Source organism: Roseibium aestuarii, from assembly GCF_008477545.1.
In the GTDB taxonomy this organism is placed as follows: Bacteria; Pseudomonadota; Alphaproteobacteria; order Rhizobiales; family Stappiaceae; genus Roseibium; species Roseibium aestuarii.
This window is the reverse complement of sequence record NZ_VORA01000002.1, coordinates 837,501-860,746: the sequence shown is the minus strand read 5'-3', so window position 1 is coordinate 860,746 and position 23,246 is coordinate 837,501. Positions and strand designations below refer to the sequence as shown.

General features: G+C 64.6%; 22 protein-coding genes. 3 read left to right on the top strand and 19 right to left on the bottom strand.

What is annotated here, in order from left to right:
* Nucleotides 1–4: 4 nt before the first annotated feature.
* The 8 genes from FR728_RS12455 to glpD all read right to left on the bottom strand — a co-directional run bounded on the left by FR728_RS12455 (nt 5) and on the right by glpD (nt 9,027).
* Nucleotides 5–985, bottom strand: coding sequence for a TRAP transporter substrate-binding protein (locus FR728_RS12455; RefSeq protein ID WP_149892970.1), 981 nt, complete (start codon nt 983–985; stop codon nt 5–7).
* 407 nt (nt 986–1,392) lie between these two features.
* Nucleotides 1,393–3,105, bottom strand: a complete 1,713-nt coding sequence (locus tag FR728_RS12450; protein WP_149892969.1) for an ABC transporter substrate-binding protein — start codon at nt 3,103–3,105, stop codon at nt 1,393–1,395.
* A gap of 83 nt (nt 3,106–3,188) precedes the next feature.
* A complete protein-coding gene (locus FR728_RS12445) occupies nt 3,189–3,461 on the bottom strand; it encodes a DUF2160 domain-containing protein (protein ID WP_149892968.1) in 273 nt (90 codons plus the stop codon).
* An 18-nt stretch (nt 3,462–3,479) separates the two neighbouring features.
* Complete coding sequence (locus tag FR728_RS12440; RefSeq protein WP_244304605.1) at nt 3,480–4,256, bottom strand: carbohydrate ABC transporter permease; 777 nt, start codon at nt 4,254–4,256, stop codon at nt 3,480–3,482.
* Nucleotides 4,257–4,336: 80 nt separating this feature from the next.
* The gene (locus FR728_RS12435; RefSeq protein WP_149892967.1) at nt 4,337–5,212 is read right to left on the bottom strand and encodes a carbohydrate ABC transporter permease; all 876 of its coding nucleotides are present in this window, start codon (nt 5,210–5,212) and stop codon (nt 4,337–4,339) included.
* Nucleotides 5,212–6,288, bottom strand: a complete 1,077-nt coding sequence (locus FR728_RS12430) for an ABC transporter ATP-binding protein (protein ID WP_149892966.1) — start codon at nt 6,286–6,288, stop codon at nt 5,212–5,214. The genes FR728_RS12435 and FR728_RS12430 overlap by 1 nt, the downstream gene beginning before the upstream one ends.
* Before the next feature lie 13 nt (nt 6,289–6,301).
* A complete protein-coding gene (locus FR728_RS12425) occupies nt 6,302–7,390 on the bottom strand; it encodes an ABC transporter ATP-binding protein (RefSeq protein WP_149892965.1) in 1,089 nt (362 codons plus the stop codon).
* Between the two features lie 32 nt (nt 7,391–7,422).
* The gene (glpD, locus tag FR728_RS12420) at nt 7,423–9,027 is read right to left on the bottom strand and encodes a glycerol-3-phosphate dehydrogenase (protein ID WP_149892964.1); all 1,605 of its coding nucleotides are present in this window, start codon (nt 9,025–9,027) and stop codon (nt 7,423–7,425) included.
* A 279-nt stretch (nt 9,028–9,306) separates the two neighbouring features.
* On the opposite strand from glpD, the gene FR728_RS12415 reads away from it, so the two are divergent.
* Nucleotides 9,307–10,086, top strand: a complete 780-nt coding sequence (locus tag FR728_RS12415; RefSeq protein WP_149892963.1) for a DeoR/GlpR family DNA-binding transcription regulator — start codon at nt 9,307–9,309, stop codon at nt 10,084–10,086.
* A gap of 72 nt (nt 10,087–10,158) precedes the next feature.
* Here FR728_RS12415 and uxuA read toward each other — a convergent pair whose 3' ends face one another.
* From uxuA to uxaC, 9 genes are all read right to left on the bottom strand, one after another.
* Nucleotides 10,159–11,337, bottom strand: a complete 1,179-nt coding sequence (uxuA, locus tag FR728_RS12410; protein ID WP_149892962.1) for a mannonate dehydratase — start codon at nt 11,335–11,337, stop codon at nt 10,159–10,161.
* Nucleotides 11,334–12,788, bottom strand: a complete 1,455-nt coding sequence (locus FR728_RS12405) for a mannitol dehydrogenase family protein (RefSeq protein WP_244304578.1) — start codon at nt 12,786–12,788, stop codon at nt 11,334–11,336. Before FR728_RS12405 ends, uxuA begins: the two co-directional genes overlap by 4 nt.
* A complete protein-coding gene (gene kduD / locus FR728_RS12400) occupies nt 12,778–13,506 on the bottom strand; it encodes a 2-dehydro-3-deoxy-D-gluconate 5-dehydrogenase KduD (RefSeq protein WP_149892960.1) in 729 nt (242 codons plus the stop codon). Before kduD ends, FR728_RS12405 begins: the two co-directional genes overlap by 11 nt.
* Nucleotides 13,503–14,327 carry a 5-dehydro-4-deoxy-D-glucuronate isomerase gene (gene kduI, locus FR728_RS12395; protein ID WP_149892959.1) on the bottom strand — a complete coding sequence of 275 codons (825 nt, stop codon included), beginning with the start codon at nt 14,325–14,327 and terminating at the stop codon, nt 13,503–13,505. The genes kduD and kduI overlap by 4 nt, the downstream gene beginning before the upstream one ends.
* 27 nt (nt 14,328–14,354) lie before the next feature.
* Nucleotides 14,355–14,672, bottom strand: coding sequence for a cupin domain-containing protein (locus tag FR728_RS12390; RefSeq protein ID WP_149892958.1), 318 nt, complete (start codon nt 14,670–14,672; stop codon nt 14,355–14,357).
* Nucleotides 14,673–14,680: 8 nt separating this feature from the next.
* Nucleotides 14,681–15,961, bottom strand: coding sequence for a TRAP transporter large permease (locus tag FR728_RS12385; protein ID WP_149892957.1), 1,281 nt, complete (start codon nt 15,959–15,961; stop codon nt 14,681–14,683).
* Between the two features lies 1 nt (nt 15,962).
* Complete coding sequence (locus FR728_RS12380; protein ID WP_377175654.1) at nt 15,963–16,487, bottom strand: TRAP transporter small permease; 525 nt, start codon at nt 16,485–16,487, stop codon at nt 15,963–15,965.
* 73 nt (nt 16,488–16,560) lie between these two features.
* Nucleotides 16,561–17,541 carry a TRAP transporter substrate-binding protein gene (locus FR728_RS12375; protein WP_149892955.1) on the bottom strand — a complete coding sequence of 327 codons (981 nt, stop codon included), beginning with the start codon at nt 17,539–17,541 and terminating at the stop codon, nt 16,561–16,563.
* A gap of 27 nt (nt 17,542–17,568) precedes the next feature.
* On the bottom strand, nt 17,569–19,011 hold the full coding sequence (gene uxaC / locus FR728_RS12370) for a glucuronate isomerase (RefSeq protein WP_244304576.1): 1,443 nt from the start codon (nt 19,009–19,011) through the stop codon (nt 17,569–17,571).
* 145 nt (nt 19,012–19,156) lie between these two features.
* Here uxaC and FR728_RS12365 point away from each other — a divergent pair, with 145 nt between their 5' ends.
* Nucleotides 19,157–19,849, top strand: a complete 693-nt coding sequence (locus tag FR728_RS12365) for a GntR family transcriptional regulator (protein ID WP_149892954.1) — start codon at nt 19,157–19,159, stop codon at nt 19,847–19,849.
* 5 nt (nt 19,850–19,854) lie between these two features.
* The gene (locus FR728_RS12360; protein WP_149892953.1) at nt 19,855–20,787 is read left to right on the top strand and encodes a sugar kinase; all 933 of its coding nucleotides are present in this window, start codon (nt 19,855–19,857) and stop codon (nt 20,785–20,787) included.
* A 44-nt stretch (nt 20,788–20,831) separates the two neighbouring features.
* Here FR728_RS12360 and FR728_RS12355 read toward each other — a convergent pair whose 3' ends face one another.
* Both FR728_RS12355 and FR728_RS12350 read right to left on the bottom strand, forming a co-directional pair.
* Nucleotides 20,832–21,764, bottom strand: coding sequence for a carbohydrate kinase family protein (locus FR728_RS12355; protein ID WP_149892952.1), 933 nt, complete (start codon nt 21,762–21,764; stop codon nt 20,832–20,834).
* Between the two features lie 7 nt (nt 21,765–21,771).
* Entirely contained in the window at nt 21,772–23,244 is a 1,473-nt protein-coding gene (locus FR728_RS12350; protein WP_149892951.1) for a mannitol dehydrogenase family protein, read from the bottom strand.
* Between the last annotated feature and the right edge of the window lie 2 nt (nt 23,245–23,246).

Here is a 23,246-nt window from a genome sequence, read left to right as displayed (position 1 = left end):
GGTCTCAGTTGCCCAGAAGGGCATCGAGTACGGCCTGACCTTCTTCGCCGGCTTCCTTGACCACGGCAGCGGTCACACCGGAGGACAGGTCGTCGAAGGCCTTGGCTTCTTCAGGGGTCAGTTCGATGACTTCCTTGCCGTCCATCTCGCCGAAGGCCTTGATGCCGGAGGCGGCAACGGTCAGCTGGACCTTGTTGCCCAGATCGGAGGCTTCACGGCCGGCTTCCAGAACGGCAGCCTGGTCGGCGTCGGACAGGGCCTTGAAGGCATCGCGGTTCATGAGGATGTAGAACGGCGAGTTGGTGGTGTTCATGCCCTTGGTCAGGTACTTGGCCACTTCACCGAGACGGAAGGCCTTGGTCGCGGTGCCGTCGATCATGGCGCCGTCGATCACGCCGGTCTGCATGGCGTTGTAGATTTCCGACACGGGCATGGAGACCGGGGTCGCACCCCAGGATTCCACCAGAAGGCCGGTGTTGCGGGAAGGGACGCGGATCTTCAGGCCGGCGATGTCGGCCGGGCTGCGCACAGCCTTGTCACGCATGTAGAGCACGTTTTCGGCGCTGGACCACAGGCTGACCAGCTGGGTGCGCTTGTACTCGCCCTTCAGCTTGTCGATGTTGTCCCAGATCGTCTTGGTGCCGGTCTCTTCGTCCACGACGCCCGGCAGTTCCGCGATCAGGGTCAGCGGGAAGGCCGAGGCGGTGTAGCCATGCAGGCCGACCGCGAATTCGGCGACACCATCCAGAACGCGCGCATACTGTTCCACCGGGCCACCACCGAGCTCACCGCCGGAGTAGAGCGTCACGGTGACATTGCCGCCGGTCTTTTCCTTCACCATGTCGGCGAAGGGCTGGAAGGCGCCTGCGACATAAGGATGGGTGGGCGGCATGAAGTTGGCGAACTTCATGTCTTCCGCCAGAGCGGCAGACGCGGTGAGGCCGCAGATGGCGGCAGCTGCGAGTACAGACTTGATAAGGCGCATGGTGATCCTCCCTTGAATCCGCGCTTGGTCCATCGGACCAGTAACAGGTCGACCCGTTTTAGGCGCTCAAGGGGCCGCCAAACCAATTCGAAGGGACGCGCAGGTCATAAGTTCTACGTGCGGGCTGGTGTCGCGGTTCTCACGAAAGGGAAAGGCGCAAGCGCAGAATTCTGGCGTGTTTCAGGTGCAGGAGGGGGAAATCGTCATATGCGGGTGATAGGTTTCCTGCTCGCCTTCGCGAGGGTCCCCGGAGGCGGCGCTGTGTCGGAACGGGTTCCGTGCTTCCGCGAACAGTGAGGCTATCTGCTTGATTGTGCTGGCCTCTCCGGCAATCGGACAAGGTTTCGGAAAGCAAAAAGGGCGGGGCACAAGGCCCCGCCCTTCTCGAGTCTCCGGAGGAAACCGGATTACTTCCAGGAGGCGATCAGGGTGTCGTAGTCGACGGTGACCGGCTCCGGCTTTTCGTTGGAGAGGGCAGCCTTCGGTGCACCTTCACGCTCCAGCCAGACGGACGGATCTTCCGGCTCGTTCATCTTCGGGCCGAGATCGCCCTGGACGCCGGCGCGTTCCAGACGCTCCAGCACCTTTTCCTGGGCTTCGCAGAGTGCATCGAGTGCTTCCTGCGGGGTCTTGGCGCCGGACATGGCGTCACCGATGTTCTGCCACCACAGCTGAGCCAGCTTCGGGTAGTCCGGAACGTTGGTGCCGGTGGGCGACCACTGGACGCGGGCCGGGGAGCGGTAGAACTCGACCAGACCGCCGAGCTTCGGAGCGCGCTCGGTGAAGCTCTTGTCCTGGATCGTGCTCTCGCGGATGAAGGTCAGGCCCACGTGGGACTTCTTCACGTCAACCGTCTTGGAGGTCACGAACTGGGCGTAGAGCCAGGCAGCCTTCGCACGGTCCACCGGGGTCGACTTCATGAGGGTCCAGGAACCGGCGTCCTGATAACCGACCTTCATGCCTTCTTCCCAGTAAGCGCCGTGGGGGCTCGGTGCCATGCGCCATTTCGGGGTGCCATCTTCGTTCAGAACAGCCTTTGCCCCATCGCCCACCATGTCGGCGGTGAAGGCGGTGTACCAGAACATCTGCTGGGCGACTGCACCCTGGGCCGGAACCGGGCCGGCTTCGGAGAAGGTCATGCCGGCAGCGGTCGGCGGGGAGTACTTGTTCAGCCACTCGATGGCCTTGGTCACCGCATAGACGGCAGCCGGGGAGTTGGTTGCCCCACCGCGTGCGACGCAGGACCCGACCGGCTGGGAGTTTTCGTTCACACGAATGCCCCACTCGTCGACGGGCAGGCCGTTCGGCTCACCCTTGTCGCCCATGCCGGCCATGGACATCCACGCATCGGTGTAACGCCAGCCGAGCGAGGGGTCCTTCTTGCCGTAGTCCATGTTGCCATAGACCTTCTGGCCGTCGATTTCCTTGCCGGTGAAGAACTCGGCAATGTCTTCATAGGCAGACCAGTTGACCGGAACGCCCAGCTCGTAGCCGTACTTTTCCTTGAACTCGGCCTTGAAATCCGGGTTTGTGAACCAGTCGTACCGGAACCAGTAAAGGTTCGCGAACTGCTGGTCGGGCAGCTGGTAGAGCTTGCCGTCAGGGCCGGTGGTGAACTTCGAGCCGATGAAGTCGGCGATGTCGAGGCCCGGGTTGGTCACGTCGGAGCCTTCGCCGGACATCCAGTCGGTCAGGTTGCGGGCCTGCTGATAGCGCCAGTGGGTGCCGATCAGGTCACTGTCGTTGATGTAGGCGTCGTAGATGTTCTCGCCGGACTGCATCTGGGTCTGCAGCTTTTCCACCACGTCACCTTCACCGATCAGGTCGTGGGTGATCTTGATGCCGGTGATGGCGGTGAAGGCCGGAGCCAGCACCTTGGCTTCATACTCGTGGGTGGTGATGGTTTCGGACACCACCTTGATTTCCATGCCGGCGAAGGGCTGAGCCGCATCGACGAACCACTGCATTTCCGCTTCCTGGTCGGCACGGCTCAGGGTGGACAGATCGCCGATTTCCGAATCCAGGAATTTCTTGGCGTCGTCCATGCCGGCGAAGGCCGGGGCCGACAGGGTGCCGAGCAGCAGCGTAAGCGCCGTGCCGGTCTTCAGTGAACGTATCATGTCATTCCTCCCAAGGTTTCAGACATTCCGGACCGGCTCTGCTCCCTGATTCCTCCCAGGGCGACAGGGCCGAGTTTGCCTCCTTACACCCAGCGAAACACTGCTGTGGCGTAGATCAGGCAGACGATGAGGGCTCCCCACTGGGGTGCGCTCATGGTTCCAAGCCAGGCCAGGTTGATGAAGGCCGAGCCGAGAAGGGTGATGAAGAGGCGGTCACCGCGCGTCGTCTCGATGCGCAGGATGCCGACGCGCGGGGTCTCCGGGAAACGGATCGCCAGCACGGTGAAGGTGATCAGCAGCAGCGCGATGACCGTGAAGAAAATCGCGGTGGGCAGGGTCCAAGCCATCCAGGCCATGTCGTGTTCTCCCGGTCCTCAGACACGCCCCAGGGCAAAGCCCTTGGCGATGTAGTTGCGGACGAAATAGATGACGAGGGCGCCGGGCACGATGGTGAGCACGCCGGCGGCGGCGAGCACGCCCCAGTCGAGGCCCGAGGCGGAGACGGTGCGGGTCATGGTGGCGGCGATCGGCTTGGCGTCCACCGAGGTCAGGGTGCGCGACAAGAGCAGCTCGACCCAGGAGAACATGAAGCAGAAGAAGGCCGCGACCCCGATCCCGCTAGCGATCAGCGGCATGAAGATCTTCACGAAGAAACGCGGGAAGGAGTAGCCGTCGATATAGGCGGTCTCGTCGATTTCCTTCGGCACGCCGCGCATGAAGCCTTCCAGGATCCACACGGCCAGCGGCACGTTGAACAGGCAGTGGGCGAGCGCCACGGCGATGTGGGTGTCGAAGAGGCCGACCGACGAATAGAGCTGGAAGAAGGGCAGGGCGAAGACGGCTGGCGGCGCCATGCGGTTGGTCAGCAGCCAGAAGAACAGGTGCTTGTCGCCGAGGAACGTGTAGCGCGAGAAGGCATAGGCTGCCGGCAGCGCCACGCTGATGGAGATGACCGTGTTGATCACCACGTAGATCAGCGAGTTCACATAGCCCATGTACCAGCTCGGATCGGTCAGGATCGTCGCATAGTTGCGGAAGGTCAGTTCCTGCGGCCAGAGCGAGAAGGTCGACAGGATCTCCGCGTTGGTCTTCAGGCTCATGTTCACCAGCCAGTAGATCGGCAGGAGCAGGAAGACCAGATAGAGGGTCATGACGACTGCGCGGCCGTTGACCTTCGGCAGGGCGCTGGCCCGACCGGAGGAGGCGGAGGTGGAGGTGGAAGCTGCCATGCTCATCGGCCGGTCTCCCTTTTGTCGAGATTGGTCATGACCGTGTAGAAGACCCAGGAGATCAGCAGGATCACCAGGAAGTACATGATGGAGAAGGCGGCTGCGGGCCCGAGGTCGAACTGGCCGAGTGCCATCTTCACCAGGTCGATGGACAGGAAGGTGGTCGAGTTGCCCGGTCCGCCGCCGGTGACGACGAAGGGCTCGGTGTAGATCATGAAGCTGTCCATGAAGCGCAGCAGGATGGCGATCATCAGCACGCCCTGCATCTTCGGCAGTTCGATGAAGCGGAACACGGCCCAGCGGCTGGCCTGGTCGATCTTGGTGGCCTGATAATAGGCGTCGGGGATCGACTGCAGGCCGGCATAGGCGAGCAGGGCGACAAGCGACGTCCAGTGCCAGACATCCATGATGATCACGGTGGCCCAGGCGGCAAAGAAGTCCTGGGTGTAGTTGTAGGGGATGCCGAGCTTGTCGAGCGTGTAGCCGAGGAGGCCGATGTCGACGCGGCCGAAGATCTGCCAGATCGTGCCCACCACGTTCCACGGAATGAGGAGCGGCAGGGCCATGAGGACGAGGCAGACCGAGGCCCAGAAGCCCTTCTTGGGCATGTTCAACGCCACGAAGATGCCGAGCGGAACCTCGATGGCGAGAATGATCGCGGAGAAGGCGAGCTGGCGGCCGAGCGCGTCCCACATGCGCTGGGAGTTCAGCATCTCGTCGAACCATTCGAGGCCGGCCCAGAAGAACTCGTTGTTCCCGAAGGTGTCCTGGACGGAATAGTTGACCACGGTCATCAGCGGCACGACAGCGGAAAACGCCACGAGCACCAGCACGGGCAGGACCAGGAACCAGGCCTTGTGATTGACTGTCTTTTCCATCAGGCAGCCTCCCCTTCCACGCGCCAGTTGTCGCGGTAGACGTTGATGTGGGCCGGATCAAAGACGACCCGGTTCATGTCGGTGGTGATCGTCGCGCCTTCGGGGGCGATGATGTTGATCGGCTGGCCGAAGAAGTCGGCCCGGACGATCTTGTGGCGGCCCACGTCCTCGACGCGGCGCAGCTTGACCGGAAGGCCCTCGCTGTCGGAAAGACGGGCATATTCCGGGCGCACGCCGATGGCGACGTCGCCATCAAGGCCGGCATAAGCGCGGCCGAGCGGAATGTGCGAGCCGTTGATGTAGGCCTTGTTGCCCTCGACCCGGGCCGGGATGACGTTCATCCCCGGCGAGCCGATGAAATAGCCGACGAACGTGTGCTGCGGCGTCTCGAAGAGTTCCTCGGGCGTGCCGATCTGCACCACGCGGCCGTCATGCATCACCACCACCTTGTCGGCGAAGGTCAGGGCCTCCGTCTGGTCGTGGGTGACGTAGATCATGGTGTGGCCGAACTCGCGGTGGAGCGACTTGAGCTGGGTGCGCAGCTCCCACTTCATGTGCGGGTCGATCACGGTCAGCGGCTCGTCGAAGAGCAGGGCGTTCACGTCCTCGCGCACCATGCCGCGGCCGAGCGAGATCTTCTGCTTGGCATCGGCGGTGAGACCGCGGGCCTTGTGGTCGAGCTCGGATTCCATGCCGATCATGCGGGCAATGGCCTGGACGCGCGAGGCGATATAGGCCGGATCCGCGCCGCGGTTGCGCAGGGGGAAAGCCAGGTTCTGGCGCACCGTCATCGTGTCGTAGACGACCGGGAACTGGAAGACCTGGGCGATGTTGCGTTCGGCGGTGGGGGCGTGGGTCACGTCCCGATCACCGAAAAGGATGCGTCCCTGGCTTGGGTGCAGCAGACCGGAGATGATGTTCAGAAGGGTTGACTTGCCGCAGCCGGAGGCGCCGAGCAGGGCATAGGCCTCGCCGTCGTTCCAGACGTGGTTCAGTTCCTTCAGGGCGAAGTCCTGTTCTCCGGTCGGGTTCGCCCGATAGGAGTGGGCCAGGTTGTCGAGGGTGATGCGTGCCATCGGGTCAGCTCCCTCACGCGGCCACGGCATAGGCGGCGGGTGCCACCAGGGTGCCGTTCAGGTCGAAGATGTAGACGTGGCTCGGGTCCAGATAGACCTTGAGCGTGGTGTCGAGGGCCAGGTCATGCACCCCATGCACCAGACCGACCCAGCGTTCGCCGTGGTGGTTCAGGTGGATGAAGGTTTCCGACCCGGTGATCTCGGTCACGGTCAGGCGCGGGGAAAATTCCATCGCATCCGGCGTGTGGGAGAAGACTTCCAGGTGGTTCGGGCGGAAGCCTGCGAGATAGCGGCCATCGGCGAGGCTGGCCAGCGCTCCGGCTGCTGCCGTCGACTGACCGTCGCCGAACATCAGGCGGGATCCGGTCTTGGACACCTGCATGAAATTCATGGGCGGATCGGAGAAGACGCGGGCGGTCGTCGCGTCGACGGGCGCGCGATAGACTTCCGGGGTCTTGCCGAACTGGGTGACACGGCCTTCCCACAGGGTGGCGGTGTTGCCGCCGAGCAGCAGGGCTTCTTCCGGCTCGGTGGTCGCATAGACGAAGATGGAACCGGCGGCCTCGAAGATCTTCGGGATCTCGGCGCGCAGTTCCTCGCGCAGCTTGTAGTCCAGGTTGGCGAGCGGTTCGTCGAGCAGCACGAGGCCGGCGTTCTTGACGAGGGCGCGGGCGAGGGCGCAGCGCTGCTGCTGGCCGCCAGAGAGCTCCAGCGGCTTGCGGTCGAGCAGGCCGTCGAGCTTCATCAGGCCGGCGGATTCCTTCACGGCTCGGTCGATCTCGGCGGCGGACTTGCCAAGCAGCCGCAAGGGGCTGGCGATGTTCTCATAGACCGTGATCGAGGGGTAGTTGATGAACTGCTGATAGACCATGGCGACGTTGCGCTGCTGCACGGGCAGGCCGGTCACGTCTTCGCCATTCCACAGCACGCGGCCGGAGGTCGGCTTGTCGAGGCCGGCCATCAGGCGCATGAGGGTCGTCTTGCCCGACAGGGTCGGACCGAGCAGCACGTTCATCGTGCCGCCCATAAGGGTCAGGTCTGTGGCGTGGATATGGGTCTGGCGACCCACCACCTTCGACACGCCTTCGAGCTGAAGTGCCATAGTTTCCTCCCGGATTCCGTCGCCGGCCGGCCTCAGTGGGCCTGGGCTGTCTGCCCTTCGGCGCCGTGCTCCTTCATCCATTGATCAAGGTCGTCGATCTGGGCCGGCGTCATGCGCAGGCCGAGCTTGTTGCGGCGCCAGACGATATCCTCGGCCGTGCGCGCATATTCCCGATCCCGGAGCCAGCGAACCTCCCGTTCGCTCAAGGTGGCCCCGAAATCCCGTCCCATGTCCTGTGCGCTGGCGGCCTCTGCCATCAGGTTCCAGGCGTCGGTTCCGTAGGCGCGCACCAGTCGCCAGGCCCACTCCCGCGTCAGGAAGGGATAGGCCTTGTGCAGCTTGCCCACCATCGCCTCGAAATCGCCGACAGGGAAGTCCCCGCCGGGAAGCGGAACGCGCGCGGTCCACTTGCCCTTGAGATCGGGGAAGACCTCTCCGACCAGATCCATGGCGCTTTCGGCCAGGCGGCGGTAGGTGGTGATCTTGCCGCCGAAGATGTTGAGCAGCGGCGCGCCGGAGATGCGCTCCAGCTTCAACGTGTAGTCGCGGGTGGCGGCGGTGGCCGACGAGGCGCCATCGTCATAGAGCGGACGCACGCCGGAGTAGCTCCACAGGATGTCGTCCACGCTCACCGGCGTCTTGAAATACTGGCTGGCGAAATTGACCAGATAGGCCTTTTCCTCGTCGGTGCAGACCGGCTTGGTATAGGGATCCGGATGATCGGAGTCGGTCGTTCCGATGAGGGTGAAATCCCGCTCGTAGGGAATGGCGAAGATGATGCGCCCGTCCGTGCCCTGCAGGAAGTAGCACTTGTCGTGATCGTAGAGCTTGCGGGTGACGATGTGCGACCCGCGCACCAGGCGAACGCTTTCGCGGGTGTTGGCGCGCACCGTCTGGCGCAGGATGTCGCCGACCCAGGGGCCGCCGGCATTGATGACCATGCGCGCGCACACCGTCGAGGTCTCTCCGGTTGCCTCGTCGCGGATCTCGACGGACCACAGTCCGTCCTCGCCATGGGCGGAGACCACCCGGGTGCGGGGACGGATGACCGCGCCGCGCTGTTCCGCGTCCCGGGCATTCAGGATGACCAGGCGGCTGTCCTCGATCCAGCAGTCGGAATATTCATAGGCCTTGGCGAAGCGGTCCTGCAGGGGCGCGCCTTCCGGGGTGCCCTTGAGCGACACGGTCGTGGTGCCGGGCAGGATCTTGCGGCCGCCGAGATGGTCATAGAGGAAGAGGCCGAGGCGGATGAGCCAGGCGGGGCGCCGGCCCTTCATCCAGGGCATGAAGGTGTTCAGGAGGCGCGAGGTCGGGGTCGATCCCTCGAAGCGCATGTCCTGATGATAGGGCAGGACGAAGCGCATGGGCCAGCTGATGTGTGGCATGGCCGAGAGCAGGACTTCCCGCTCGATCAGGGCCTCGCGCACCAGCCGGAACTCGAAATACTCCAGATAGCGCAGGCCGCCGTGGAAGAGCTTGGTGGAGCTGGACGAGGTTGCCGACCCGAGGTCGTTCATTTCCGCCAGCATCACGGACAGGCCCCGGCCGGCTGCGTCACGGGCGATGCCGCACCCGTTCACGCCGCCACCGACGATGAACAGGTCGTAGATTTTATTTTCGCCGTCGTGCTGCGACACCCTGGCCTCCCATCCAAAGCTCAACGGTGGCCATGCGAACACAAATGACGGCTGAGAGTCAATCAGAAATGTTCGTTTATTTTCGTTTGTAGCCTTTCGTAGCAAATCCAAGCCCTTACGCGTGCGGCGGTGAGGGCTTGCCTGTGGTTTTTCCGGGGGGTGCAGGTGCGAAGACGATGCTGCGCTGCGGTGAAGATGGGTCCTGACCGGTTCTTGTTCTCAAAAGCGAAATTGGGCATGGTGAAACGCGCAAAAAGGAACATGAACAGAAGATCCGCCATGAGCCAGGCCTTCAGACTGCCGGAAATACTCGAGATTGCCCGTGCCGAGGGCAAGGTCACGGTCGAAGATCTGGCCGAACGGTTCAACGTGACCGTCCAGACGATTCGCCGCGACCTGGCGGAGCTGGCCGAGCTGGGGCGGCTGGAGCGGGTGCATGGCGGTGCCGTGCTGCCCTCCGGCGTGTCAAATATCGGCTATGAGGAGCGGCGGGGTCTCAATCGCTCGGCCAAGGTGGCGATCGCCAAGGCCTGCGCGCGGGAAATTCCGGATGGGGCCTCGGTCTTCATGAACATCGGCACCTCGACGGAGGCGGTGGCCCGCGAGCTGCTGCACCACAAGGATCTGCTGGTGGTGACCAACAACATGAACATCGCCAACATTCTGGTCGACAACCCGGACTGCGACATCATTGTCGCCGGGGGCATGGTGCGCCGGGCCGATGGCGGTCTGGTCGGCACCCTGACCATGAAGGCCATCGAGCAGTTCAAGTTCGATCTGGCGGTGATCGGCTGTTCGGCGATGGATGAGGACGGGCTGCTGCTCGACTTCGATATTCAGGAAGTCGGTGTCAGCCAGACGATCATCGCCCAGTCGCGCCGGGTGTTCCTGGTGGCCGATCAGTCCAAGTTCAAGCGCAATGCCCCGGCGCGCATCGCCTCGCTGCAGGAGGTGGACGCCCTCTTCATGGATCACCCGCTGCCGGCCAAGCTGGAGCGCAAGTGCCGCGACTGGGGTGTCGAGGTGCATATTGCCGAGGATGCGGGCGGCGCGGACTGAGCCACGCCTTCGCCACACCTCCGGCCCCGCGATCAAGCGCGGCCGGAGTGATGTCCGACAGGGATCTGCCGATCAGGGGCGCGGGCCGGTCAACCCGGCGATGATGCCGCGCAGTTCGGCGAGACCGCGCATGCGGCCGATCAGCGGATACCCCGGATGGGTCTTGCGGGATGCGTCATCCAGCAGCTCGTGACCGTGATCGGGCCGGAAGACGATGTCCGCATCGGCGCGGCCCTCGGCCTTGCGGCGGGTCTCCTCGTCGAGCAGCGCCTTCACCAGCGCCACCATGTCCGTGTCCCCTTCCAGATGGGCGGCCTCCTCGAAGGAGCCGTCCGGCTCCTTGGCCACATTGCGCAGGTGAGCAAAGTGGATGCGGTCGGCAAAGCGCCGGGCGATGGCCGGTACGTCATTGGCCGGGTTGGCTCCGAGCGAGCCGGCGCAGAGCGTCAGACCGTTGGCCCGGCTGTCGTGGGCTGCAAGGATCTTCTCGATGTCCTGCGCCCCGGTGACGATGCGCGGCAGGCCGAGAATGTCCTTGGGCGGATCGTCGGGATGGACCGCGAAGGAGAGGCCGAGCTCTTCGGCGGCCGGGATCACTTCGTCGAGGAAGCGCTTGAAGTTCGCGCGCAGGTCATCGCGGCTCAGGCCTTCATAGGGCTTGAGCGCCTCGCGCAGGCCGTCCGGGTCGAAGCGGTCATAGGCGCCGGGAAGACCGGCCATGATCGACGTGGTGAGCAGATCCCGGTCCTCCTGCGTGCTGGCCTGGAACCAGGCCTTTGCCGCCTTGACCGTGTCCGGGGCGAAGCTCTCTTCGGCGCCGGGTCGCCGCACCATGCAGATGTCGAAGGCGGCCATGCGCACTTCGCTGTAGCGCAGGCAGGTGCCGCCGCGGTGAACGGGGGCCGTCAGGTCCGTGCGGGTCCAGTCCAGCAGCGGCATGAAATTGTAGCAGATGACCTTGATGCCCTCGGCAGCCAGGTTCGCCATGGACTGGCGATAATTGGCAAGGAGCACCGAGAGGTCGCCCTCGCCGCGCTTGATGCGCTCGTGCAGGGGCAGGCTCTCGACGACCGTCCAGGCAAAGCCCGCGCGGTTGATCCGGTTGCGCCGTGCGGCGATCGTGTCCTTCTGCCAGACCTCGCCATAGGGAACCTCATGCAGGGCGGTGACGATGCTGGCCGCACCTGTCTGGGCAATCTCGCCCAGGGAAATGCGGTCGAAGTCACCATACCAGCGCCAGCCCTCGATCATGTCATGTGCTCCAGAACCGGGCGGACCCCGTCGATGGTCAGAAGGAGATAGGCGGATTCCACGTGCAGGCGGATGGCATCGGCCAGGGCCTTGTCGAAGATCCGGGTTTCGGAAAGAAGCGCGGCGACCTTGTCACCCGGGGTCTTGCCGCTGTCCGAGAGCGCCTTGAGAGACGCCGCCAGTGGATCGCGCACGTCGATGGGCGCGCCGTCCAGGTCGGTGCCGCCCACATAGATCATCCAGGCCGCAACCGCGGTGCACAGGCCCAGGCTGTCGCGTCCGGCGGCCAGGTTGTCGCGGAGCGTGCCCAGAATGCGCTGGGGCAGCTTCTGGCTGCCGTCCATGGCGATCTGCCAGGTGCGATGGCGGATTGCCGGGTTGGCGTAGCGGGTGAAGAGGGCTTCCGCATAGGCCTTCAGGTCGACGCCCGCAGGGGCCTCGAACGAGGGCATGATCTCGTGCCGCCAGAGATGCCGGACGAACTCGGCAAAGACCGGATCGGCCACGGTCTCGGCGATGGTTTCATGGCCGGCGAGATAGCCGAGATAGGCGAGCGAGGAGTGGGTGCCGTTCAGCATCCGCAGTTTCATGTGCTCGTAAGGGGTGACATCGGTGACGAGTTCGACGCCGACTGCCGCAAGGTCGGGGCGGGCGTCATGGCCATAGGCCGCGACGAAATCATCCTCGACCACCCACTGACGAAAAGGTTCGTGCATTACGGGTGCGGCGTCGAAGGTGCCGGTTGCTGCGGCGAGGGCTTCAATGTCCTCGGGCTTGGTGGCGGGCACGATGCGGTCGACCATGGTGCAGGGGAAGCGGCCCTGCGCCTCGATCCATGCAGCCAGATCCGGATCGACAGCACGGGCAAAGTCCAGCACGAGACCGCGCAGCAGCCGACCGTTTTCGGGAAGGTTGTCGCAGGTCATCACCGTGAAGGGCGGCAGCCCGGCGGCGCGGCGACGGGCGAGCGCCTTGACCAGATAGCCGATGGCTGAACGCGGGGCGTCGCTCTCAAGGTCGTGGCGGATGTCCGGATGATCGAGGTTCAGGCGGCCGGTCGCTGGATCGTGGCAATAGCCCTTTTCCGTCACGGTCAGGCTGACGATGCGGATGTCGGCATCGGCCATGGCGGCCAGCACCGCTTCCGGGTTCTCGCGGGCAACCAGAATGTCGGTGACGATCTGCACCTTTCGGTCCGTCGTGCCGTCGGGGCCCAGTTCGCGGGCGGTGTAGACGAACTCCTGCGGGGCGAGGTTGTCGCGCATGGTCGCGCTCTGCAGGCTGACGCCGATGATGCCCCATTCGGTGCCGGAGGCCCGGGCGGCCTCCTCGATATAGACTGCGCCATGGGCCCGGAAGAAGGCGCCAAGGCCCAGATGGACGATGCGCGCTTGCGGCTTCGCGCCGGTTCGGGTCAGGCGCGGCAGTTCTTGTACCAGATCAGCGGGCAAGCCAGCCTCCATCCACGTTGAGAATGGCGCCGTGAATATATTTTGCGGCCGGTGAGCACAAGAAGACGGCGGTCTCACCGATGTCGGAAGCCTCGCCCCAGCGGCCGGCCGGGATGCGCTCCAGAATGGCCTTGTTGCGGACCGGGTCGTCCCGCAGGGCCTGGGTGTTGTTGGTGGCGATATAGCCCGGCGCGATGGCGTTGACGTTCACGCGCCTGGCCGCCCATTCATTGGCAAGGATCTTCGTGATGCCCGCGACGCCATGCTTGGCGGCCGTGTAGGACGGCACGCGGATGCCGCCCTGGAAGGAGAGCAGCGAGGCGATATTGACGATGGCGCCTTCACCCTGGCGGGCCATGACGGCCTTGCCGAAGGCCTGACAGGTGAAGAACACCGCCTTGAGATTGACGTCCATCACGTCGTCCCAGTCGGCCTCGGAGAAATCGACGCTGTCGGCGCGGCGGATGATGCCGGCATTGTTGATCAGGATGTCGATCTTCTCGGCTTCGAAGAGACCTGTGGCGGCCATGGGGTCGGTGAAATCGAGGGCGACATGGCGGCCGCCCTCGATCATCGACAGGGTCTCGTCACAGTCGCGGCGGGCGGCGCAAAGCACCTGCGCCCCGGCGTTGGAGAGCGAGACCGCTATGGCCTGACCGATGCCCGTGTTGGCGCCGGTGACAAGCGCCGTCTTGCCGTGGAGGGAGAAGGGGTTCATCGCAGATCCCCCATGGCCACCATGTCCATGTCGGTGAAGTCGACATTGTCGCCGGCCATCGCCCAGCAGAAGGTGTAGGCGCCCGTGCCGGCCCCGCAATGGATCGACCAGGGCGGGGAGATCACCACCTCCTCGTTGGCCATGACCAGGTGGCGGGTCTCATGGGGCTGACCCATGAAGTGGAAGACGCGCTGTTCGGGGCCAAGCTCGAAATAGAGATAGGCCTCCATGCGCCGGTCATGCAGGTGGGCGGGCATGGTGTTCCAGACGGAGCCCGGCTTGAACTGGGTGTAGCCCATGACAAGCTGGCAGGTGTCGGCCACTTCCGGGTGGAGGAACTGCAGGATGACGCGCTCGTTGCAGGTTTCCGGAGCGCCGAGTTCGACACGTCGGGCGTCCTTCACGGTGATGAGCCGGGTCGGGCAGGCGCGATGAGCGGGGGCGGAGAGGATGTAGAAGCGGCCCGGGCCGGAGAAGGTCACCGGTCCCTTGCCCATGCCGATGTAGAGCACATCGCCGCGTCCGACCTCGTGGGTCTCGCCGTCCACCGTCACCTGTCCGGTCTCGCCGATGTTGAGGATGCCCATCTCGCGGCGGTCGAGGATCGAGGCGGTGCCGGCTTCGGCCACCTTGTCGAGGGTGAGCGATCCGGTGCCGGGCACCGCGCCGCCCATGATCAGGCGGTCATAATGGGAATAGACGAGCCGGATTTCACCCTCGGCAAAGAGCCCGGACGCATGGAAATGCTGGCGCAGGCCCTCCGTGTCCAGGGTCTTGGCGGTGGCCGGGTCGATGGCGTAGCGGGTTTCGACGGAAAGCATCGGTAGGGCTCCTGAACGGGAAGGGGATCAGAGAAAATCGTCGCGGCGGGGCGTGAAGGTGTCGATGAGGCGGCCAGGCTCCAGGCAGACGCAGCCGTGGCGGACGCCGGAGGGGATGACGAAGCTGTCTCCGGGGCCGATCTCGAATTCCTCGCCGCCCAGGGAAAAGCGGAAGCGGCCGCTTTCCACATAGGTGGACTGGATATGCGGATGATCGTGCAGCTTTCCTTCCGCCCCCTCATGGGCAAAGCGGAAGGAGACCACCATCAGCTCGGGGCTCTCGGACAGAACCTGTCGCGTGACGCCGGGGTCGGCCTGAACGGCCGGAAAGGTCTTCAGGGTCATGGACAACCTCAGTGGAACAGGGACGGCAGCCACAGGGAGAGCGCCGGAATGTAGGTGACGAGCAACAGGGTAAAGACGGCGGCACCGTAGAAGGGCCAGATGGTGCGGATCGCCTCCCAGACCGAAATCCGGCCAACCGCGCAGCCGACGAAGAGTACGGTACCGACCGGCGGGGTGCACAGGCCGATGCCCAGGTTGAGGATGAGGATCACGCCGAAATGCACCGGATCGACGCCGAAGGCGGTGGCAACCGGCAGGAAGATCGGCGTGGTGATGACGATCAGCGGCGACATGTCCATGAAGGTGCCGAGCATCAGCAGGACCAGGTTGATCAGCAGCAGGATGACGATCGGGTTGTCGGACACGGTCTTCATCATCTCGACCAGTTCGGCCGGGATGCGCAGGAAGGCCAGCAGCCAGCCGAAGGACGCCGCGGAGCCGATGACCAGCAGCACCATCGCGGTGGTGCGCACGGCAGCCTTGGTGGCTTCCACGAAGCCGGACCAGTTCATGGTGCGATAGGCGATGAAGGTGACGAGCAGCGCATAGACGGCCGCGATGCAGGAGCTTTCGGAGGCGGTGAAGATCCCTGAACGCACGCCGCCGAAGATGATGCCGATGAGCAGCAGGCCGGGAACGGCATTGATGAAGAGCGCGCCAAGGGCGGCCCAGCCGGGGAATTTCTCCGTCGGATAGCCAGCGCGCTTGGCGATCATCCAGGCGGCAACCATCAGGGATGCGGCAAGCAGCAGGCCAGGCAGGATGCCCGCGGTAAAGAGATCCGCGATCGACAGGCGGCCGCCGGCGGCGATCGAGTAGATGATCATGTTGTGGGAGGGCGGCAGCATCAGGGCGATGATTGACGACGTGACGGTCACGTTCACCGCATAGTTCACCGAATAGCCGCGTTGGGCCATCTGCGGGATCATCAGACCGCCGATGGCGGTGGCGTCGGCTGCGGCGGACCCGGAGATGCCGCCGAAGAGGACGGAGGCGGCGATGTTGACCTGCCCCAGGCCGCCGCGCATCTGCCCGACGGCAGCGGCGGCGAGTGCCACGAGGCGGCGGGCAATGTCGCCACGCACCATGATCTCACCGGCGAAGATGAAGAAGGGAATGGCCATCAGTGCGAAGACCGACACGCCGGAATTGAGCTGCTGGAAGACGATCATCGGCGGCAGGCCCATGTAGAGGACCGTCGCCAGGGCGGAGGCGCCGAGGCAGAAGGCGACCGGCGTTCCGATCAGCAGGAGAACCGTGAAGGTTCCGAAGAGGATGAGAGTTTCCATGTCACGCGGCCTCCGGGTCCGCGTCGCCAAAGCGGGCCGTGGGCAGACCGGCGGCGCGGCGGGCCAGACGTTCGAGAGAGAAGACGGTCAGCAGGCATCCGCCTGCGACAAGGGGCAGAAAATCGACCGCGCCGGAGACGCCGAGGGACGGCAGCTTCACGTTCCAGGCGGAGGCGGCGAGCTGGGATCCGAACCAGGTCATGCCGATGCCGAAGGCGCCGACGACCATGTCGGACAGGCTGAAGAGCCAGAGTTTCGCGCCGCGCGGCAAGAAGTAGAGCAGCACGTCGAAGCTGAGGTGATAGCCTTCGCGGATGCCGACGGCAGCGCCCAGAAAGATGAACCATCCCATGAGGATGACGGAGGCCGGCTCGCTCCAGATCAGGCTGTCGTTCAGCACATAGCGCATGAAGACCTGGGCGGAAATGAAGACCGTCATCAGGATCAGGCCGGCACCGGCCAGCCACAAGGCTGCCCTTGCGACCAGGCCAAGGGCCAGCGCAACGGATGTCATCAGGTTTTGCAAGGTCGTGTCCCCGGGACAAACAAGGAGGGGGTGGCCCCGCGTCAGGTGGGCGGACGCGGGGCCGGATCAGGCGTCAGTCCGTCGCGCGGATGCGGGCGACCAGATCCTTGAGCTTGTCGGAGGTGACATGCTTGGCATAGACGCTGTCCATGGCCTTCATGAAGGGCTCCTTGTCGATGTCGGTCACGACTTCGACGCCGGCCGCACGGACCTTTTCCTCGGAGGCCTTTTCACGCTGCTTCCACAGGTCGCGCATCACCGGAACGCTGTCCTTGGCGGCCTGGCGAACGGCGGCCTGATCCTCTGCGGAGAGCTTGTCCCAGGAAGCCTTGGACATGACGAGGATTTCCGGAACGATCAGGTGCTCGTCGAGGGTGTAGTAGCCCGCGACCTCATAGTGGCCGGAGGATTCGTAGGACGGCCAGTTGTTCTCGGCCCCGTCGATGACGCCGGTCTGGATCGAGGAATAGACCTCGCCATAGGGCATCGGTGTGGCGTTGGCGCCAAGGGCGGACATCATGTCGACGAAGATGTCGGACTGCATGACGCGAACCTTCATGCCGGACAGATCCTCGATGGACTTGATCGGCTTGACCTTGTTGTAGAAGGAGCGCGAGCCGCCGTCATAGAAGGCGAGGCCGACGAAGCCGTGCGGTTCGAAGGCCTTGAGGATGTCTTCACCCACCGGGCCATCCATCACGCGGTGCATGTGGTCCGCGCCCTTGAAGATGTAGGGCAGGGAGACAACCTTGGTTTCCTCGACCAGGTTGTTGAAGGGGCCCATGGAGACGCGGTTCAGGTCGATGACGCCGAACTTGGTCTGTTCGATGGTGTCCTTCTCCTGACCCAGCTGGGCGGAGTGGAAGACTTCCACGCAGAGACGGCCGCCGGTGCGCTCCTCGAGCAGCTTGCCCATTTCCTTCACCGCTTCCACGGTGGGATAGCCGTCCGGATGGGTGTCAGAGGACTTCAGGGTGATTTCGCAGGCGAAGGCCGAGGTGGCGAGCGCTGCGCTTGCCAGCAGAGCGCCGGCAAGGGTCTTCAAGAGTTTCATTCCATTCTCCTCCCAGAAAATGGCTCGTCAGAGCCGGTAGGCCTGCTTGGCAAGCCTGTAGGCAAGGTCTTGAGCGACCTCGAAAGCCTCATCTTCGTCCAGGCGACCGGTGGTCACGAGGGTTGCGAGATAGGCGCAGTCCACCCGCCGTGACACATCGTGCCGGGCAGGAATGGAACAGAAGGCGCGGGTGTCATCATTGAACCCGACGGTGTTGTAGAAGCCGGCCGTTTCGGTGGTCAGCTCGCGGAAGCGGCGCATGCCCTCCGGGCTGTCGTAGAACCACCAAGCCGGTCCGAGCTTGAGTGACGGATAGACCCCGGCCAGCGGTGCGAGCTCGCGAGCATAGGCGGTCTCGTCGAGGGTGAAGAGAATGACCGAGAGGTCCTTCTCCATGCCCACCGCATCGAGCAGGGGCTTGAGCGCGCGCACATAGTCCGTGCGGGTCGGGATGTCGAAGCCCTTGTCCCGGCCGAAGGTCGCCATCACCGGCCCAGAATGGTTGCGGTGGCTGCCTGCGTGGATCTGCAGCACTAGCCTGTCCTCCAGGCTCATGCGGGCCATTTCGGTCAGCATGTGGCCCCGGAACGCGTCCGCCTCCTCCGCGGAACAGGTTCCCTTCAGGGCCTTCTGGAACAGGGCCTCTGCATCGGCCGGTGAGAGGTTCTCGGTGCGCGCGGTCGGATGGCCGTGATCGGACGAGGTGGCGCCGAAGGACTTGAAGAAGGCACGGCGCTCGCGATGGGCTGCCAGATACCCTTGCCAGGTCGTGGCGTCTTCGCCGGCCAGTTCGCCGAAGCGCTCGACATTGGCGGCAAAGCCGTCAAACTCCGGGTCGACCACCGCGTCGGGGCGATAGGCGGTCACCACGCGTCCGGTCCAGCCACTGTCGCGGATCGCCGCGTGCCACTTGAGATCGTCGAGGGGCGATTCGGTGGTCGCGATCACTTCGATGTTGAAGCGCTCGAACAGGGCGCGGGGGCGGAAGTCGGGGCGGGTCAGGCAGTCGGCGATGTGATCATAGGCCTCGTCGGCGGTTTCGGCCGACAGGCGGCCGGTCCAGCCGAAGACCTGCTCGAAGGAATGATCGATCCAGAGGCGCGACGGGGTGCCGCGGAAGAGATGGTAATTCTCGGCAAAGATCCGCCAGATCTTGCGACCGTCGGTCTCCGCGCGGGATCCGTCGGCCCGGGGAACGCCGAGGCTGTCGAGGTCGATGCCCTGGGAGCAGAGCATGCGGAAGACATAGTGGTCGGGGGTGATGAAGAGCTGGGCCGGGTCCGGGAAGGACTCGTTCTCCGCATACCAGCGCGGATCCGTGTGGCCATGGGGGCTGACGATGGGCAGGTCGCGCACGGTCTCGTAGAGATCGCGTGCCAGCGACCGCAGGGTCGGCTCGGCCGGGAAAAGACGGTCCGGATCCAGCCGGCTCGCCTGTCGGGTCTGCAATTTCGTCAGGTGCTGGGACACCGTCTGCTCCTCCACTCGACCGCGGGTCCTTTGGGGTGAGGCCCTTGTTTTCCCTCGCAAACTGTTGGCAAGCGAAGGTAGGTCTTTAAATCGATCTAGTTTAGTAATATGCTAGTTGAAATTCGGAGTCAACGGAGCGTTACCCATGACCGGACCCAGCGTCCTCCAGGCGCTTGAACCTCTCAAGATCCGCTCGATCGCGGATACGGTGTTCGACGAACTGCACCAGCAGATCCTCTCCCTCGAGCTGGCGCCGGGGACGAAGGTGTCGGAGCTGGATGTGGCGCGTGCGCTCGGGGTCTCGCGGCAACCGGTCCGGGATGCGTTCTTCCGCCTGTCCCAGCTCGGGTTCATCCAGATCCGGCCCCAGCGGGCGACGGTGATCACCAAGGTTTCGGAGGCGGCCGTGCTCCGGGCCCGCTTCATCCGGACCGCGCTGGAGATCGCCTGCCTGCGTGCGGCGATGGAGGTGATCACGCCGGCGCAGGTCGACGAGCTGGAGGAGATGCTTCACGTGCAGCAGGCCGCAGTCAGTGCCGACCAGCGCCAGACCTTCCATCAGCTGGATGATGCCTTCCATCTGCGGATCTGCGAGATTGCGCGCCACGACTATGCCTGGACCTTGATCCGCGATCAGAAGGCTCATATGGATCGGGTGCGGTATCTGTCTCTGGCCTCCGGTGCCCAGGCCGCGCTGGACGATCACCGGCTCATCGTCGCGGCCGTTCGTGAGGACCGGCGCGCCGAGGCAGAAGCCCTGCTGACGAGCCATCTCGGGCGCATCGCCCGCATTCTGGGCCAGATCCGGGCCGAACACGCCGATTATTTCGAGGAATGAGCCCGATGACCCAGCGTCTCCTGTGTATTGGCGAGTGCATGGTGGAGCTGTCTCCGCGCGGCGAGGACAGCTGTGCCATCGGTTATGCCGGGGATACGTTCAACACCGCCTTCTATGCCCGTCAGGTGGCCGGGCCGGAAGCGCTTCGCGTTGCCTATCAGAGTGGCGTCGGTGACGACGAACTCTCCGCGCGGATGATTGCTTTCATGGAAGCGCAGGGGGTCGAGACGCGCATGCATGTGGTGCCTGGCGCGACCGTCGGTCTCTACATGATCTTCCTGAAGAACGGCGAGCGCAGCTTCCAGTACTGGCGCGCCCAGTCGGCAGCACGACGGCTGGCGGAAGGGCTCGAGACATTTGCGGCCCTTCAGCCCGGCGACACGGCCTATTTCTCCGGCATCACGCTGGCGATCCTGACCGAGGCGGACCGCGAGCGCCTGCTCGACTGGCTCGCTCAGGCGCGGGCGCGCGGGGTTCGGACGGCCTTTGATCCGAACCTGCGGCCGCGACTGTGGCCGAGTGCGGACGACATGCGTGACTGGACCATGCGCGGGGCGGGTGTGGCCGATGTGATCCTGCCCAGCTTCGAGGATGAGGCGACCTGGTTCGGCGATGCGGATCTGCGTGCGACCGCCGAGCGCTATCTGGCGGCCGGGGCCGACCTGCTGATCGTGAAGGATGGTCCGGGCGCGGTCCTGATCCGGCAGCGCGGACGGGAGGATGTCCTCGTCTCGCCGGCGCCGGTGCGGGAGATAGTCGACACGACCTCGGCCGGCGATGCCTTTAATGGTGCGGTGCTTGCAGCCCTTGCGGAAGGTACGTCTCTCGAGCGGGCCGTTGCGCTTGGTTGCGACGTCGCAGGCCAGGTGGTGCAGCAGCGCGGTGCGCTGGTGCAGGTTTCGCTCGCCCGCGAGACGGGATCGGCGGTGGCCGGCTGAAGCTCTTGCGGCGCTGAAGCCGAAGCCAGCGCCGCTCTCTTTTCTCAGGCTCCGAGTTCCGAGGCCCAGGGCGGATTGGCACCAGCCCGCGACACGGTGATGGCGGCGACCTGAGCGCCAAGCTCGAGCGCTGCCTTCAGAGCGTCCGGCGACAGGCTGGCCACCTTGTCCTTTGTCAGCAGACCCTGATCGGAAAGCGAGGCGAGAACGCCCGCGTTAAACGTGTCGCCCGCCCCCACCGTGTCCACCACGGTCACAGGACGACCGGCGACCTCGATGCTCACGCCCGAGGCGGTCAGGGCGATGGCTCCCTCCTTGCCGCGGGTCACGATCACCAGGCTCGGACCTGCCGCCAGAAGGGCGCGGGCCTTGTCCTCGATCGGGGCCGGGCCAGCATCCATCCAGGTCAGATCTTCGTCGGACACCTTCACGATGTCGCTCTGGGCGATCATGGCCTTCAGGCGCCCGCGATAGCGGGCCTCGTCGGCAATGAAGCCGGGGCGGATGTTCGGGTCGATCATGATCACCCGCGTTGCCGCCTCGCGGGTCAGAAGGGCAGCATAGGTGTCGGCGCAGGGCTCGACCGCAAGGCTGATGCCGCCGAAATAGAGGGTGGAAACGCTTTCGCCGAGGGCGGGCAGATCCTCCGGCCGGATCATGCGTCCGGCGGTGTTCTCGTCATAGAAGACATAGGTCGCGTGGCCGTCCTTCAGGGAGACGAAGGCAAGCGTCGTCGGGCGGCCGGAGCGGATCGCATAGCCGGTGTCGACGCCGCTCTCGGTCAGGGCCGCTTCCAGTTGCTTTCCGAACAGGTCCGAGGACAGTCCGGTCATCAGGCCGGCTGCCTTGCCGAGCCGTCCGAGAGCAATGGCCGTGTTGAAGATCGCGCCCCCGCTCAAGGGAGAGAAGGCGGCTTCGCCTTCAGTCCCCTGAGCCGGGATCATGTCGATGAGGGATTCGCCGCAGCAGAGCAGCATGGCGGGGTCAGTCCTTTGCCAGGAAGGCCTTCAGCACGTCGCGGGTCCCGTGGGTCCACAGGTCGTGCATGTGTTGGGAGAAGGCCTCGGTGAAACCGGGGTGCTGGCCCAGATTGCCGAAAATATCGGTCAACGCAAGGAAGGCGCGCGGGTCTTCGCGGGTGGCCAGAGCTGCCTTCTGAAGCTGGTCGCGCCTTTCGTCTTCCAGCGGCTGTCCGAAGGCCGGGTCGGCGGTGGCGGCGCAATAGCGGCACCAGAAGGCAACCTCGAGTGCCAGACCTTGGATCGAGCGGCCCTGGCTGAGAGCGTCGTGGATGCTCGGCAGGATGAATTTCGGCTGCCGGTTGGAGCCGTCGAGGCAGAGGCGGGCGATGGTGTCGCCAACGGCCGGATTGGCGAAGCGGTTGCCACAGGTCTTCAGATAGGTGTTGAAGTCGATCCCCGGGATGGTGGGGATGAGCGGGATCACGTCGAGGCCGATGAGCTTTGCCAGCCAGTTGGCAATGTCCGGATCGGCCATGGCCTCATGCACGAAGTGGTGACCCAGCAGGGCAGAGGGATAGGCAATCGCCGCGTGGCCGCCGTTGAGAAGACGCAGCTTCATCAGTTCGTAAGGGGCGACGTCCTTGACGAATTCAACGCCGACTTCTTCCAGCTGCGGGCGGCCGGTGGGGAAGTTGTCTTCCATCACCCACTGGCGGAAGGGCTCGCAGGCGACAGGCGCCCGGTCTGCGATGCCGAAGCGGTCCTTCACCATGGTGATCTCGCGCTCGGACGTGGCCGGGGTGATGCAGTCGACCATGGAGTTGGGGAAGGCGACGTTTGCTTCGATCCAGCCGGCCAGATCCGGGGTCATCAGCCGGGCGAGGCCGAGTACGGTCTGGCGCGCCACATGGCCATTTTCCGGCAGGTTGTCGCAGGACAGGATGGTGAAGGGCGGGAGGCCGGTGTCCTTGCGCAGGGCAAGGGCGGTGATCAGCAGGCCGAAGACGGTGTTGGGCGCTTCCGGATGGTCGATGTCCGCCTGAATGTCCGGATGGGAGGCGTCGAAGCCGCCGGTCTTGGCATTGATGAAGTAACCGCCCTCGGTGATCGTGAGGGACACGATGCGGATCTCGGGCCGGATGAGCGTGGCGATCAGGGTCTGCGCATCGATTTCGGCGAAGTCGATCATGGAGCCGATCACGGAGGCGGAATAGCCGCTCGGGTCCAGCTCCACCACGGTGGTCAGCCAGTCCTGGCCCTTCAGCTTCTCGCGCATCGCATTGTCATAGGATTTCACGCCGGCGCCCACGAGGGCCCAGTCGTGGTCGAGCCCCTTCGCGAAGAGCCGGTCGAGATAGACCGCCTGATGGGCGCGATGAAAGTTGCCCACTCCGATGTGAACGATGCCGGGGGTCAGGGCGGCGCGGTCGTAGGCAGGTGCACGGATCCCCTCCGGCAGGGTGCCGAGGGTGTTCTGGTTCAATTCGATGGTCATTT

Excerpts from the sequence above, each read along its gene's own strand:
- FR728_RS12425 (WP_149892965.1), bottom strand. The coding sequence starts at position 7,390 with ATGGCACTTCAGCTCGAAGGCGTGTCGAAGGTGGTGGGTCGCCAGACC.
- FR728_RS12445 (WP_149892968.1), bottom strand. The coding sequence starts at position 3,461 with ATGGCCTGGATGGCTTGGACCCTGCCCACCGCGATTTTCTTCACGGTC.
- FR728_RS12415 (WP_149892963.1), top strand. The coding sequence starts at position 9,307 with ATGAGCCAGGCCTTCAGACTGCCGGAAATACTCGAGATTGCCCGTGCC.
- FR728_RS12430 (WP_149892966.1), bottom strand. The coding sequence starts at position 6,288 with ATGGCACGCATCACCCTCGACAACCTGGCCCACTCCTATCGGGCGAAC.
- FR728_RS12455 (WP_149892970.1), bottom strand. The coding sequence starts at position 985 with ATGCGCCTTATCAAGTCTGTACTCGCAGCTGCCGCCATCTGCGGCCTC.
- FR728_RS12350 (WP_149892951.1), bottom strand. The coding sequence starts at position 23,244 with ATGACCATCGAATTGAACCAGAACACCCTCGGCACCCTGCCGGAGGGG.
- kduI (WP_149892959.1), bottom strand. The coding sequence starts at position 14,327 with ATGCTTTCCGTCGAAACCCGCTACGCCATCGACCCGGCCACCGCCAAG.
- FR728_RS12365 (WP_149892954.1), top strand. The coding sequence starts at position 19,157 with ATGACCGGACCCAGCGTCCTCCAGGCGCTTGAACCTCTCAAGATCCGC.
- FR728_RS12385 (WP_149892957.1), bottom strand. The coding sequence starts at position 15,961 with ATGGAAACTCTCATCCTCTTCGGAACCTTCACGGTTCTCCTGCTGATC.
- kduD (WP_149892960.1), bottom strand. The coding sequence starts at position 13,506 with ATGAACCCCTTCTCCCTCCACGGCAAGACGGCGCTTGTCACCGGCGCC.
- FR728_RS12360 (WP_149892953.1), top strand. The coding sequence starts at position 19,855 with ATGACCCAGCGTCTCCTGTGTATTGGCGAGTGCATGGTGGAGCTGTCT.
- FR728_RS12355 (WP_149892952.1), bottom strand. The coding sequence starts at position 21,764 with ATGCTGCTCTGCTGCGGCGAATCCCTCATCGACATGATCCCGGCTCAG.
- FR728_RS12435 (WP_149892967.1), bottom strand. The coding sequence starts at position 5,212 with ATGGAAAAGACAGTCAATCACAAGGCCTGGTTCCTGGTCCTGCCCGTG.
- uxuA (WP_149892962.1), bottom strand. The coding sequence starts at position 11,337 with ATGATCGAGGGCTGGCGCTGGTATGGTGACTTCGACCGCATTTCCCTG.
- FR728_RS12390 (WP_149892958.1), bottom strand. The coding sequence starts at position 14,672 with ATGACCCTGAAGACCTTTCCGGCCGTTCAGGCCGACCCCGGCGTCACG.
- FR728_RS12375 (WP_149892955.1), bottom strand. The coding sequence starts at position 17,541 with ATGAAACTCTTGAAGACCCTTGCCGGCGCTCTGCTGGCAAGCGCAGCG.
- FR728_RS12440 (WP_244304605.1), bottom strand. The coding sequence starts at position 4,256 with ATGACCCTCTATCTGGTCTTCCTGCTCCTGCCGATCTACTGGCTGGTG.
- FR728_RS12450 (WP_149892969.1), bottom strand. The coding sequence starts at position 3,105 with ATGATACGTTCACTGAAGACCGGCACGGCGCTTACGCTGCTGCTCGGC.